Genomic DNA, 11,775 nt, shown 5'->3' on the forward strand with positions numbered 1-11,775 from the left:
TCAGCCCTCGTCGATCACGTCCGGGTCCAGGCCCAGGTAGTTCGCCACCTGCTCCACCAGGACGTCGTGCACCAGGTCGGACAGGTCCGCGCCGTCCTTCGCCCGTGCTTCCAGGGGGCGGCGGTAGAGAACGATTCGGGAACGGTGGTCCTCGCCTGCCGGGAGCAGGCGGGCCAGGGGGACGTTGCCGTCCTCCACCACGCCGTCCTCGCCTTCCACCTGCACGTCCGGGACGTCGTCCACCGCCACGTCCAGCTGGGTCAGCTCGGTGCGCCAGCGGGCCTCGATGGGTTCCAGCGCCTCGATGACCAGGGCGTCGAAGCGTTCTGCCCTCGAGCGGGCCGCGGGGAGGGTGGCCGGGTAGAGCGGACCGCGCAGCCCTCGGCCGTGTCGGTCGCGGTTGCGTCGACGCGGCGAGTCCTGCCGCCGTGAACCCCGTGCCATCACCACAACAGAGCAGCCTAGTTGCTGTCCCCGACGACCAAACACAGCGTGCCTCACACACAGCCTCGCGTGGACGCGCTATCGTCCCCGATCGTGCGGAGCGTGAGACGGTGCTCGCGAACCGGGTGTGCTAACCCGGCTGTCGCCACGCTCACCTACGCCTATGCGGACTCCACCGCAGTCGTCGGACCGCTCGCCACGTACTCCGAACCGCACAGCTACGACCTGTGCGAGGAGCACGCCTTGCGGCTCACGGCGCCGCGTGGCTGGGAGGTCGTGAGGCACCAGGGTGAGTTCGCGGCGCCCGAGCCGACTGTGGATGACCTGACGGCGTTGGCCGAGGCGGTGAGGGAGGCTGGGCGTGCTGATGTGAGCCCGAAGCTGCCCGACGTGTCCGCTGGGACCCATCGGCGCGGTCACCTGCGTGTACTGCCTGATCCGCACGAGGACTGACTGACCACACGCACCTCTGATCCGCTCGCCGGTAGGCTGCCTGACCAGTGGCCGTCAAGAGCGAGTTTCCTGGGAGTGTGCTGCGTGCGTGACCTGTCCGGCATCGTCAAGGCGTACGACATCCGTGGGGTGGTCGGCGAGCAGTTGGACGTCGGCCTGGTGCGCGACTTCGGCGCGGCTTTCGCGCGGCTGGTCGGTGGACCGGCGATCGTGATCGGTCACGACATGCGCGACTCGTCGCCCGAGCTCTCCCGTGCCTTCGCCGAGGGGGCGCAGGCGCAGGGCGTCAACGTGATCAGCATCGGTCTGGCCAGCACGGACATGCTGTACTTCGCGTCCGGCAAGCTCGACCTGCCCGGCGCCATGTTCACCGCGAGCCACAACCCCGCGCAGTACAACGGCATCAAGATGTGCCGCGCGGGCGCCTCGCCGGTCGGCCAGGACACCGGTCTCGGGCAGATCCGCCAGGACGCCGAGAACCAGGTGCCGGACGCCGAGGGCGTCGAGCCGGGCACGTTCGAGGAGCGCACCATGCTCGTCGACTACGCGGCGTACCTGAACCAGCTGGTCGACCTGAAGAGCATCCGCCCGCTCAAGATCGTCGTGGACGCGGGCAACGGCATGGGCGGCTACACCGTGCCGCAGGTCTTCGAGGGCCTGCCGATCGAGATCGTTCCGATGTACTTCGAGCTCGACGGCAGCTTCCCGAACCACGAGGCGAACCCGCTCGACCCCAAGAACATCGTCGACCTCCAGGCCCGTACCAAGGCCGAGGGCGCCGACGCAGGCGTCGCGTTCGACGGTGACGCCGACCGCTGCTTCGTCGTCGACGAGAACGGCGACCCGGTCAGCCCGTCCGCGATCACCGCGCTGGTCGCCGTGCGCGAGCTGGCCAAGGACCCCGGCAGCACGATCATCCACAACCTGATCACGTCGCACGCGGTGCCGGAGATCGTGCAGGAGCACGGCGGCAAGCCCGTGCGCACGCGCGTCGGCCACTCGTTCATCAAGGAGGAGATGGCCAGGACCGGCGCCATCTTCGGTGGCGAGCACTCCGCGCACTACTACTTCCGCGACTTCTGGCGTGCCGACACCGGCATGCTGGCCGCGCTGCACGTGCTGGCCGCGCTCGGTGAGCAGGACGGCCCGTTGTCGGCCCTGACCTCGATCTACAACCGCTACGCCGCCTCCGGTGAGATCAACTCCGTCGTCGAGGACCAGGCGGGCCGGATCGCCGCGATCAAGGACGCCTACGGCTCGAAGGACGGCGCCACGATCGACGAGCTGGACGGTCTCACCGTGCAGCTGGCGGACGGCGCGTGGTTCAACCTGCGTGCCTCGAACACCGAGCCGCTGCTGCGCCTGAACGTCGAAGCCGCCACCCCCGAGGCCGTCGCCGCGCTCAGCGACGAGGTCCTCGCGATCGTGCGGGCCTGAGGAGAGAACACAAGTGGCCGTCAAGCTCGAACAGCAGTTGCTGGAGATCCTCGCCTGCCCGTGCCCCGAGCACGCCCCGCTGCAGATCGGGACGCCCGCCGACCCGGAGGCCGACTTCCTCACGTGCACCGCGTGCGGCCGGTCGTTCCCGGTGCGCGACGGCATCCCGGTGCTGCTGCTGGACGAGGCGGTCGCGCCGCCGCCGGCTGGGTGACCGGGGTGCTCGACGACACGCTGCTCGACGACTCGAGCCGCCTCGCCGACGCGGACACCGGCGGGTGGTTGCGCGCCGCCGCACGGGCGGGAGCCCAGGTCCGCGCCATCGCCGAGGCCGCGACCGAGGCGGGGGTGGAGCGGATCTTCGCCGAACGCCCGCGCGCGGTCGTGCTGGTCACCCGGCCCGGCCACTCGGTGGCGGTCGCGGGCGTCGTCATGGCGCTGCTCGGTCCCGGCTGCTCGGTGCCGGTCGTGGTGTCCGACGAGGTGCCGCCCTGGGTGGGCGCGCTCGACGTGGTGCTCGCCCACACCGAGGACCCCGGTGACCGGGTGCTCGCCGAGTCGGTCGACCGCGCCGTGCGCAGGGGCGCCAGGACGTTGCTGACGGCGCCGGACTCCGGTCCGATCGCCTCGGCCGCCGCTGGCCGTGCCGTGCTGCTGCCGCCGCGCATCGACGTGCCGCCCGGCTTCAGCTTCCACCGCGCGCTCGCCGCGTGGATCACCGTGCTGAACGCGCTGGGCCTGCTCAAGGCCGACGTGCAGCTGATCGCGGACGAGCTCGACCGCGAGGCCGAGCGCGACCACCCGATGCACGAGTCGTTCGTGAACCCGGCCAAGTCGCTGGCGCTGCGCGTCGTCGACCGCACGCCGCTGCTGTGGGGCCTCGACGAGGTCGCCACCGCGGTCGGGGTGCACGGCGCGAGCGCGCTGGCGGCGTTCGCCGGGGTCGCCTGCGACGTCGCCGGATATCCCCAGGCGCTCACCCGCCCGGTCCTGCACCGCCGCGCGGTGCAGGGGACCTCCGGCGCGGACCTCTTCGCCGACCCGGACGACGAGCCGGCCAGCGGACTCGTGCGCGTGCTGTTGCTGGCCGTGCGCCAGGGCCCGGCGGCCGAGGCCATGAGGCGCGCCGCCGAGGACACCCTGCCGGGGGCAGACGTGCTGGAGCCGGCCGTCGAGGTGGCGGGAGGCGACGCGGTCAGCGCCGCACTCCTCGCGCTCCGCTTCGAACTGGCCGCGCTGTACCTCGGGCTCGCCACCGGAACGCTCGGCGGCAACCCGTACTGATTTGGGAGCTGACTGAGAAGTGGACCTGCTGCACAACGCGGTGAGGCCGTACGCGTGGGGATCGCGCACGGCCATCGCAGAGCTGCTCGGGAAGGAGGTGCCCGCACCCCATCCCGAGGCAGAGCTGTGGATGGGCGCCCACCCCGGCGACCCGTCCCGCGTCATCGGAACGGACGGCGCCCGGCGCTCGCTGCTCGACCTGCTGACCGCGGACCCCGACGGTCAGCTCGGCACCCGCGTGTCGCAGCGGTGGGGCAGCAGGCTCCCGTTCCTGCTCAAGGTGCTCGCAGCCGAGGAGGCGCTGAGCCTGCAGGCGCACCCGTCGGCGTCGCAGGCGGCTGAGGGCTTCGCCGCGGAGGAGCGCCGCGCCGTTCCGCTCGACGCCGCTGTCCGCAACTACAAGGACCCGGCCGCCAAGCCGGAGCTGATCTGCGCGTTGACCGAGTTCCACGCCCTCGCCGGTTTCCGGGCCCCCGACCGCACCGTCTCGTTCCTGCGCGCGCTGGACGCGCCCGCTCTCTCCCCGTACACCGAGATGCTGGTCGCGCAACCGGACTCCTCAGGCCTGCGCGCGCTGTTCACGATGCTGATCACACTGCCGCAGACGTCGCTCTCGGTGCTGCTGCCGCAGGTCCTCGACGCGTGCGTGCTGCACGTGAAGGAGCGCGGCGAGTTCGACCTGGAGTGCCGCACGATCCTGGAGCTGGGGGAGTCCTACCCCGGCGACGCGGGCGTGCTCGCGGCGTTGCTCCTCAACCGCATCGTGCTGCAGCCGGGCGAGGCGATCCACCTGCCCGCCGGCAACCTGCACGCCTACCTGCGCGGCACGGGCATCGAGATCCTGGCGAACTCGGACAACGTCCTGCGCTGCGGCCTCACCCCGAAGCACGTCGACGTGCCCGAGCTGCTGCGTGTGCTCGACTTCACGTGCGGCGACATGGAGGTGCTGCACGGCGAGGAGATCCAGCCGGGCGTCCGCGTCTACCGCACGCCCGCGCCGGAGTTCGAGCTGTCGCGGTTGGACACGACCTCGGAGACGAGGATCGACCACGACGGTCCGCAAATCATGATTTGCACCGACGGCGCTGCGGTACTCACCAACGCGCGCGGAGACGAGCTCCGGCTGGGGCGCGGGCAGGCGGTCTGGCTGCCCGCCTCGGACCCAGCGGTGCTGGTGCGACCGGATGGTGTTGAATCCGCTCAGCTTTTCCGCGCGACGGCCGGGAACGACTAAGGTTCCCGACCGGACAAACCGGACGGGTGCAGCGAGGAGACAGGCGTGTCAGCAGGGGGCGGAACCAAGGCCATCGTCGCGGCGTTGGCGGCGAACGCGGGTATCGCGGTGGCCAAGTTCATCGGATTCATTGTCACCGGTTCGTCGTCCATGCTGGCCGAGTCCGTGCACTCGCTGGCGGACACGTCGAACCAGGGCCTGCTGCTGCTCGGCCAGAAGACGGCCCAGCGCAAGGCGACCAGGTTGCACCCGTTCGGCTTCGGCCGCGACCGGTACTTCTGGTCGTTCGTGGTGGCGCTGCTGCTGTTCAGCCTCGGCTCGGTGTTCGCGCTGTACGAGGGCATCCACAAGCTGCAGCACCCGGAGCCGCTCCACAACCCGCTCGTCGCGGTCGCCATCCTGCTGGTCGCGATCTGCCTGGAGACCTACAGCTTCATCACCGCGATCAACGAGTCGAAGAAGATCAAGGGCGACGTCAGCTGGTGGGGCTTCATCCGCCAGTCCCGCACGCCGGAGTTGCCCGTCGTGCTGCTGGAGGACCTGGGCGCGCTGATCGGTCTCGTGCTGGCACTGCTGGGCGTCGGCCTGTCGATGGTCACCGGCAACCCGGTCTTCGACGCGCTCGGCACCATGGCCATCGGTGTGCTGCTGGGCATCATCGCGATCATCCTGATCATCGAGATGAAGTCGCTGCTGATCGGTGAGGGCGCGTCCGACAAGGACCTCGACGTGATCTGCGACGAGCTGGCCGCCGGCAAGGTGCAGCGGGTCATCCACATCAAGACGCAGTACATCGGGCCGGAGGAGCTGCTGGTCGCGGCGAAGATCGCGCTGGAGTCGCGGTTGTCGCTGGACGAGGTGGCTCAGGCGATCAACGATGCCGAGCAGCGGGTGCGGGCCAAGGTGCCGCACGCTCGGTTGATCTACTTGGAGCCGGACTTGGACCGGTCCACGGTGGTCAGTTCCTGAGTTTCGGGCTTGCTGCGGAGCCGCCTCGGTCTTTGCCGGGGCGGCTTTGTCGTGTCGTGGGCTCTTGTCGTCCCGCCTGTACCTCACGTCACGTTTCGAGACAAAACACCGGACAAGCCCAGGTCCACGGCTATAGCCGTCTCACGTGCTGGATACCTCTAGGGTGGGCCGAATCGGTTTCCATCAAGGAGGAATGCACCGTGCCGGGGAACGGGTTGTGGCGCACCAAGTCGATCGAGCAGTCCATCGCGGACACGGACGAGCCCGACACCAGGCTCCGCAAGGACCTGACGGCGTGGGACCTCACGGTCTTCGGTGTCGCGGTGGTCATCGGGGCCGGGATCTTCACGCTCACCGCCAGCACCGCGGGCAACATCGCGGGGCCGTCGGTCTCGTTGTCGTTCGTGCTGGCGGCGATCGCCTGTGCGCTGGCTGCGTTGTGCTACGCCGAGTTCGCCTCGACGGTGCCGGTCGCTGGTAGTGCCTACACGTTCTCCTATGCGACGTTCGGCGAGTTCGCCGCGTGGATCATCGGGTGGGACCTGGTGCTGGAGTTCGCCGTCGGTTCCGCCGCGGTGGCCAAGGGGTGGTCGGCCTACCTGCAGACGACGCTGGGGTTGTTCGGTCTCGACGTGAAGACCGAGGTGGGGGACGGGCTCAAGTTCGACTGGGGTGCGGTGCTGCTCGTCGCGGTGCTGACGGTGCTGCTGGTCGTCGGGACGAAGCTGAGCTCGCGGGTCAGCGCTGTCATCACGGCCATCAAGGTCGCGGTGGTACTGCTCGTGATCGTGCTCGGCATCTCCTACATCAAGGCGGAGAACTACAGGCCCTTCATCCCGCCCGCTGCCGAGAGTGGCCCCGCCACGCACACCGGGATCGAGCAGTCGCTGTTCTCGCTGATCACCGGGTACTCCGGTAGCACCTACGGGGTGCTCGGCATGCTGGCCGCGGCCAGCATCGTGTTCTTCGCGTTCATCGGGTTCGACGTCGTGGCGACCACGGCGGAGGAGACCAAGAACCCGCAGAAGGCCGTGCCTCGGGGCATCCTCGGGTCGCTGGCGATCGTCACGGTGCTGTACGTGGCCGTCACGCTGGTCATCACCGGCATGGTGCCGTACCGGAAGCTCGCGACGCAGCCGGACGGCACGCGCGCGACGCTCGCCAGTGCGTTCCGGGACAACGGGGTCGACTGGGCCGCCACGGTCATCTCCGTCGGTGCGCTCGCCGGTCTGACGACCGTCGTCATGGTGCTGATGCTCGGGCAGAGCCGCGTGTTGTTCGCCATGTCGCGGGACGGGTTGCTGCCGCGCGGTCTCGCGCGGACCGGGAGCCACGGCACGCCCACTCGCATCACGATCATCATCGGCGTGCTGGTCGCGGTCGCGGCGGGCTTCTTCCCCGCGGGCAAGCTCGAGGAGATGGTGAACGTCGGCACGCTGTTCGCGTTCATCCTCGTGTCCGGGGGTGTGATGGTGCTGCGCAAGAAGCGTCCCGACCTGTCGCGCGGCTTCCGCGTGCCGCTCGTGCCGCTGGTGCCGATCCTCGCGATCCTCGCCTGCCTGTGGCTGATGCTGAACCTGACCGCGCTCACCTGGGTCCGGTTCCTCGTCTGGATGGTGCTCGGCGTGGTCGTCTACTTCGCCTACAGCCGCCGGAACGCGGTGCTCGCGAAGACCGGGACGAGCGAGGTCCGACCCGAACCGGTGGTCGAGCGCGGCGAAGAGCCGGGCGTCTGAGCCGCCACCAACTACCCTGCCGACCATGGGAAACGCGCGGTGGCTCTCCGAGGGGGAGGCGAACGCCTGGCACCACTTCGTCCAGGCGTACCACCTCCTCGAGAGGCAGATCGAACAGCAGTTGCAGCGCGATGCGGGTCTCTCGCACGCGCAGTACAACGTGCTGGTCGTGCTGTCCGAACAGCCCGGCAACCGCATGAGGATGACGGAGCTCGCACGGCGCGTGGTCGTGTCGAAGAGCTCGTTGACCTACCAGATCGGCAAGATGGAGAAAGCCGGACTCGTGCGGCGCGAGCCGCACGAGTCCGACGAGCGCGGCATCCTCGCCGTGCTCACCGACGTGGGCAGGACGTTGCTGCGGACCACCGCGCCGGGCCACGTCCTCACGGTGCGCGAGTACCTGATCGACCTCTTCACGCCGGAACAGCTCGCGCAGCTCGGTGAGTTCATGCGGATCGTGCACGAGAAAGCGGACGACTAGAGCGTCAGCAGGCCTCGTTCGTCGAGCCAGTCGGCCACGTCGTCGGGGGTGTGGCGGGTCACGTCGAAGTCGAAGACCGGTAAGATCGACTTCTCGGCCAGCTCGCGGAGCTGGTGCTGCTCCTCGACGAACGGCTCCAGCGAGACGTACTGCTTCGGGTTCGCGCTGATCTTCAGCCGCTCCTCTCTGGCCTCCTCGAAGGTGTCCTCCGGCCGTGTGCAGAGGACGATCGCGAAGTGGAGCGGCTTGAGCCGTTCCTCCAGCCAGCCGAAGTCGAACTCGCGTCCCTGCCGCGCCTGATAGGCCATCGTGGACAGGTGGAAGCGGTCGACGATCCACGAGTAGTAGCGCTGCAGCTCGAACATCCGCACCCACGTCTCGTAGGTCTCGATCGCGTGCGCGGTCTCCTCCGGGGCGAAGTCGATCAGCCCGCGTCCCCACGGTTCGTTGCTGAACCCGCTCCACTCGGCCGAGATCAACGGGGAGTGGTAGCGGTACCTGCGGTGACCGACGAGGCGCGGGTGCTCGTTGAGCGCGTAGGCCAGGTCCGTCTTGCCGGTCAGGCGCGTGCCTTCGAGGATCACCTTGGGCGTGAGTTTCATGGTGGCAAGCTTGCCTCGTGATCCTGTGTCTCGACGTCGGTTCCACCTGGACCAAGGCCGCTCTCGTCACCGAGGAGGGCGAGCTGGTCCGCACCGGGCAGCACCCCACCACGCCGCCCGAGGTGCTGCACGGCATCGACGCGTTGCGCGCCGAGGTGGGCGACGGCGAGATCCTGGCGTGCTCGTCGGCGGGCGGTGGGTTGCGGCTCGCGGTCGTCGGGCAGGAACGCGTCGTCAGCGCGGAGGCGGGCTATCGGGTCGCGCTGTCGGCCGGCGCGAAGGTCGTCCACGTGTCGTCGGGGCCGGTCGACGTGAAGGCGTTGCGTGCGTCGTCGCCCGACCTCGTGCTGTTGGTCGGCGGCACGGACGGCGGTGACTGGTCCGTCCTGCTGCACAACGCCGCGAAGCTCGCCCGCGTGGCCGTGCCGATCGTGCTGGCGGGCAACGCCGAGGCGCAGCCGGAAGCGCTGGAACTGTTGGCGAAGCGGACCGTGGTGGCGTGCCCGAACGTGCTGCCGGACGTCGGTCAGCTCGCTCCGGAACCGGCGCGCAGGGCGATCCGCACGGCGTTCCTCCAGCACGTGATCGGCGGCAAGGGCCTGTCGCGCGGGCCGCGGTTCCGGCAGCTGGTGCGGGCCGTGACGCCGGATGCGGTGCTGGCGGGGGTGTCGCGGTTGGCGGCGCAGGACCGTGAAGGTGCTGTGCTCGTGGTGGATGTCGGTGGTGCGACCACGGACGTCTACTCGGCGGTGTCCACAGCGGACAGTGAAGGTCTGGAGAGGACGGTCGCGCTGCCGCCCGACCGCCGCACGGTCGAGGGCGATCTGGGCATGCGCTGGTCGGCACCGGGCGTCGTCAAGGAGGCTCTGGCGGAACGACTGACGACCGAGGACCTCGCGGAGGAGGCGCGGCTGCGGGCCGAGAACGTCGGTTGGTTGCCGGACGACCCGGCCGTCGACGTGAAGCTGGCGTCGTTCGCGGCGATCCTGGCCGTGCGCAGGCACCTGAGGCAGGTCGACGGTCAGCTCGGACCGCACGGCGCGGGGCTGCTGGTGTTGTCGGGCGGCGTTTTCCGGCACACGCCCGACATCGCGCCGGTCGTGGAGGCGCTGCGCGGCGACCCGGTGCTGCGACCGGTGCTGCGGACCGCGGAGATCACCGTCGACCGCGACTACGTGCTGGCACCGGTGGGCCTGCTCGCCGAGTCGGGGCGGCTCGAGGCCGCCGGCCGACTGGCGAAACGGCTGGGCTAGGACGCGGCTTCGTCTTCTTCTTCGTCGACGAACTCCAGGAGGTCGCCCGGCTGGCACTCCAGCACCCGGCACATGGCCTCCAGGGTGCTGAACCGCACGGCCTTCGCCCTGCCGTTCTTCAGCACCGCGACGTTGGCCGGTGTCAGCCCGACCTTCTCCGCGAACTCGCCGACGCTCATCTTGCGCTTGGCCAGTTCGACGTCGATGCGCACGACGATGGCCATCAGATCACCGCTTCCATGTCAGCGCGCAGTTCGGTGGCGCGCTTGAGCAGCGCCCGCATCACGACCAGCACGAGCCCGATCACGGACACCCCCGTGGTGAACAGGAAGAACAACACCAGCACCCCCGGGTCGTCGGCGTTGAAGCCGATCCAGAGGAACACCCCCACCAGCACGACCCACGCGGCCGCGATGGCCCAGACCATCACGTCGACCCACCTGATCGCGGCGTCGGTGAAGATCAGATCTTTCCGCACCAGGGTGAGCAGCTTCCACGTGGCCACGATCACCACCTGCACGCAGACGACCCAGAACACCGTGACGATCGTCGAGGGCCACCTCAGGTAGGCCTGCTCCGGGTTCTGCTGCGCCATGTACGCGTACTGACCGGGCAACGAGAACGTCTCCAGCATGACGAGGATCGCGAACAGTGCGATCAGGAAGACCCGGAGGGCCGTCACCGCCCAGCGTTCAGAAATCATGCATCGAGTATCGGTAATGATCTATCGAAAGTCAATCGGTAGTGATCGCGTCGCGACAGGTCTCTAGAGTGATCGCGTGGGACTGCGCGAGCGGAAGAAGACAGAGACCCGAGCGGCGCTGGCGGCCGCCGCACTGCGCCTCGCCCTGGAGAAGGGCGTCGACAACGTGCGGGTCGACGAGATCGCCGAGGCGGCGAACGTCTCGCCGCGCACCTACAACAACTACTTCCCGAGCCGCGAGCACGCGATCGTCGCGGGCATCACGGCCTCACGCGCTCTCCAGGTAGCCGCGGAGCTGCGCTCTCGCCCCGCCGACGAGCCCCTGGCCGACTCGATCATCGCCGCGTTCGCCGAGCAGTACCGCGAACCACCGTCGCAGGCCCAGGCGCTGATCACCTCGACGCCGTCGTTGCGCGAGGCCTACCTCGACTCGGTGACGTCGATGGAACCGCCGATCGCCGAGGTGATCGCCGAACGCCTGGGCAAGTCGGAACTGGGCGCGTCCGTCCTGGCCGCGGCGGTGTCCGCCGCCGCACGGCTAGCCGTGCGGCGGTGGGTGGACGTCCGCCCGTCCGGCCTGGTCGTGGTGCCGGCCGGGTCGTTGGAAGACCATCTGCGCGAGGCGATCGGCCACCTCGCCCCGGCCCTCAGATGAGCTCGTCCTCCAACACGCACATCAGCAACGAGTCGTGCCACTCGCCGTCGCGGAAGAACGACTGCCGCAACCGCCCGTCGACCTGGAAGCCGACCTTCTCGTAGGACCGGATGGCACGGGTGTTGGCCTCGACCACGCCGAGCTCGATCGAGTGCAACCGCATGGTGCCGAACCCGTACCGGCACACCGTGCGCAGCGCGTCCGTGCCGTAACCGCCACCCCAGTGGTCCTTCTCGCCGATGTAGATGTCGACCTCGGCGCGCGCGTTGACGGGGTCCGCGTCCCGCAGCGTGACCACGCCGATGAGCTTGCGCTCCTCCAGCGTCTCGATGCAGAAGGTGACCTTCTCGTGCGAGTTCTCCCGCCGGTCGGCCAGCCGCTTGCGCAGCGACGCCAACGACTCGTGGAAGTAGGACTCCAGCCAGCGCATCACTTCTTCGTCGTTGTGCCAGCGGTAGAACGCGTCCGCGTCCTCGGGCTCGACGGGTCGCAGTCGGACGAGATCCCCGGTCAGCATGATCCGC

The 11,775-nt window shown here is 69.3% G+C and carries 15 protein-coding genes; 10 read left to right on the plus strand and 5 right to left on the minus strand.

All coding sequences use genetic code 11. The features are described from left to right. Nucleotides 1–444, minus strand: a complete 444-nt coding sequence (locus VM306_RS14390) for a metallopeptidase family protein (protein WP_325515198.1) — start codon at nucleotides 442–444, stop codon at nucleotides 1–3. Between the two features lie 93 nt (nucleotides 445–537). On the opposite strand from VM306_RS14390, the gene VM306_RS14395 reads away from it, so the two are divergent. The 8 genes from VM306_RS14395 (at nucleotide 538) to VM306_RS14430 (ending at nucleotide 8,038) form a co-directional block, all read left to right on the plus strand. Next, nucleotides 538–897, plus strand: a complete 360-nt coding sequence (locus VM306_RS14395) for a DUF3499 domain-containing protein (RefSeq protein ID WP_325515200.1) — start codon at nucleotides 538–540, stop codon at nucleotides 895–897. Between the two features lie 84 nt (nucleotides 898–981). Next, a complete protein-coding gene (locus tag VM306_RS14400) occupies nucleotides 982–2,334 on the plus strand; it encodes a phosphomannomutase/phosphoglucomutase (RefSeq protein ID WP_325515202.1) in 1,353 nt (450 codons plus the stop codon). A 13-nt stretch (nucleotides 2,335–2,347) separates the two neighbouring features. After that, nucleotides 2,348–2,548 (plus strand): Trm112 family protein, encoded by a 201-nt coding sequence (locus VM306_RS14405; RefSeq protein ID WP_325515204.1) that lies wholly within the window; start codon nucleotides 2,348–2,350, stop codon nucleotides 2,546–2,548. A gap of 5 nt (nucleotides 2,549–2,553) precedes the next feature. Continuing rightward, nucleotides 2,554–3,618 carry a hypothetical protein gene (locus VM306_RS14410; protein WP_325515206.1) on the plus strand — a complete coding sequence of 355 codons (1,065 nt, stop codon included), beginning with the start codon at nucleotides 2,554–2,556 and terminating at the stop codon, nucleotides 3,616–3,618. Nucleotides 3,619–3,637: 19 nt separating this feature from the next. Continuing rightward, complete coding sequence (gene manA / locus VM306_RS14415) at nucleotides 3,638–4,852, plus strand: mannose-6-phosphate isomerase, class I (RefSeq protein ID WP_325515208.1); 1,215 nt, start codon at nucleotides 3,638–3,640, stop codon at nucleotides 4,850–4,852. 45 nt (nucleotides 4,853–4,897) lie between these two features. Then, nucleotides 4,898–5,821 (plus strand): cation diffusion facilitator family transporter, encoded by a 924-nt coding sequence (locus VM306_RS14420; RefSeq protein ID WP_325515210.1) that lies wholly within the window; start codon nucleotides 4,898–4,900, stop codon nucleotides 5,819–5,821. A gap of 200 nt (nucleotides 5,822–6,021) precedes the next feature. Further along, nucleotides 6,022–7,557, plus strand: a complete 1,536-nt coding sequence (locus VM306_RS14425; RefSeq protein ID WP_325515213.1) for an amino acid permease — start codon at nucleotides 6,022–6,024, stop codon at nucleotides 7,555–7,557. A gap of 25 nt (nucleotides 7,558–7,582) precedes the next feature. Continuing rightward, nucleotides 7,583–8,038, plus strand: a complete 456-nt coding sequence (locus tag VM306_RS14430) for a MarR family transcriptional regulator (RefSeq protein ID WP_325515215.1) — start codon at nucleotides 7,583–7,585, stop codon at nucleotides 8,036–8,038. Here VM306_RS14430 and VM306_RS14435 read toward each other — a convergent pair. After that, on the minus strand, nucleotides 8,035–8,640 hold the full coding sequence (locus VM306_RS14435; protein ID WP_325515217.1) for a hypothetical protein: 606 nt from the start codon (nucleotides 8,638–8,640) through the stop codon (nucleotides 8,035–8,037). The two genes, VM306_RS14430 and VM306_RS14435, sit on opposite strands and share 4 nt — an antisense overlap. 17 nt (nucleotides 8,641–8,657) lie before the next feature. Between VM306_RS14435 and VM306_RS14440 the strand changes: the two genes are divergently transcribed. After that, nucleotides 8,658–9,893 (plus strand): glutamate mutase L, encoded by a 1,236-nt coding sequence (locus tag VM306_RS14440; RefSeq protein ID WP_325515219.1) that lies wholly within the window; start codon nucleotides 8,658–8,660, stop codon nucleotides 9,891–9,893. Here VM306_RS14440 and VM306_RS14445 read toward each other — a convergent pair. Both VM306_RS14445 and VM306_RS14450 read right to left on the minus strand, forming a co-directional pair. Beyond that, nucleotides 9,890–10,117, minus strand: coding sequence for a helix-turn-helix transcriptional regulator (locus VM306_RS14445; protein ID WP_325515221.1), 228 nt, complete (start codon nucleotides 10,115–10,117; stop codon nucleotides 9,890–9,892). The genes VM306_RS14440 and VM306_RS14445 overlap by 4 nt on opposite strands. Beyond that, complete coding sequence (locus VM306_RS14450; RefSeq protein WP_325515223.1) at nucleotides 10,117–10,596, minus strand: DUF2975 domain-containing protein; 480 nt, start codon at nucleotides 10,594–10,596, stop codon at nucleotides 10,117–10,119. Before VM306_RS14450 ends, VM306_RS14445 begins: the two co-directional genes overlap by 1 nt. A gap of 76 nt (nucleotides 10,597–10,672) precedes the next feature. Here VM306_RS14450 and VM306_RS14455 point away from each other — a divergent pair, with 76 nt between their 5' ends. Then, a complete protein-coding gene (locus tag VM306_RS14455; protein WP_325515225.1) occupies nucleotides 10,673–11,251 on the plus strand; it encodes a TetR/AcrR family transcriptional regulator in 579 nt (192 codons plus the stop codon). Here the strand turns inward: VM306_RS14455 and VM306_RS14460 are convergent. Next, nucleotides 11,244–11,768 carry a GNAT family protein gene (locus VM306_RS14460; RefSeq protein ID WP_325515227.1) on the minus strand — a complete coding sequence of 175 codons (525 nt, stop codon included), beginning with the start codon at nucleotides 11,766–11,768 and terminating at the stop codon, nucleotides 11,244–11,246. The two genes, VM306_RS14455 and VM306_RS14460, sit on opposite strands and share 8 nt — an antisense overlap. Nucleotides 11,769–11,775 lie beyond the last annotated feature (7 nt).

Origin of the sequence: Lentzea sp., from assembly GCF_035525475.1 — a bacterium.
In the GTDB taxonomy this organism is placed as follows: Bacteria; Actinomycetota; Actinomycetes; order Mycobacteriales; family Pseudonocardiaceae; genus Lentzea.

What these genes read in the sequence shown, in the direction of transcription:
- VM306_RS14445 (WP_325515221.1), bottom strand. Translation starts at nt 10,117, where the DNA reads ATGGCCATCGTCGTGCGCATCGACGTCGAACTGGCCAAGCGCAAGATG.
- VM306_RS14435 (WP_325515217.1), bottom strand. Translation starts at nt 8,640, where the DNA reads ATGAAACTCACGCCCAAGGTGATCCTCGAAGGCACGCGCCTGACCGGC.
- VM306_RS14390 (WP_325515198.1), bottom strand. Translation starts at nt 444, where the DNA reads ATGGCACGGGGTTCACGGCGGCAGGACTCGCCGCGTCGACGCAACCGC.
- VM306_RS14450 (WP_325515223.1), bottom strand. Translation starts at nt 10,596, where the DNA reads ATGATTTCTGAACGCTGGGCGGTGACGGCCCTCCGGGTCTTCCTGATC.
- VM306_RS14430 (WP_325515215.1), top strand. Translation starts at nt 7,583, where the DNA reads ATGGGAAACGCGCGGTGGCTCTCCGAGGGGGAGGCGAACGCCTGGCAC.
- VM306_RS14460 (WP_325515227.1), bottom strand. Translation starts at nt 11,768, where the DNA reads ATGCTGACCGGGGATCTCGTCCGACTGCGACCCGTCGAGCCCGAGGAC.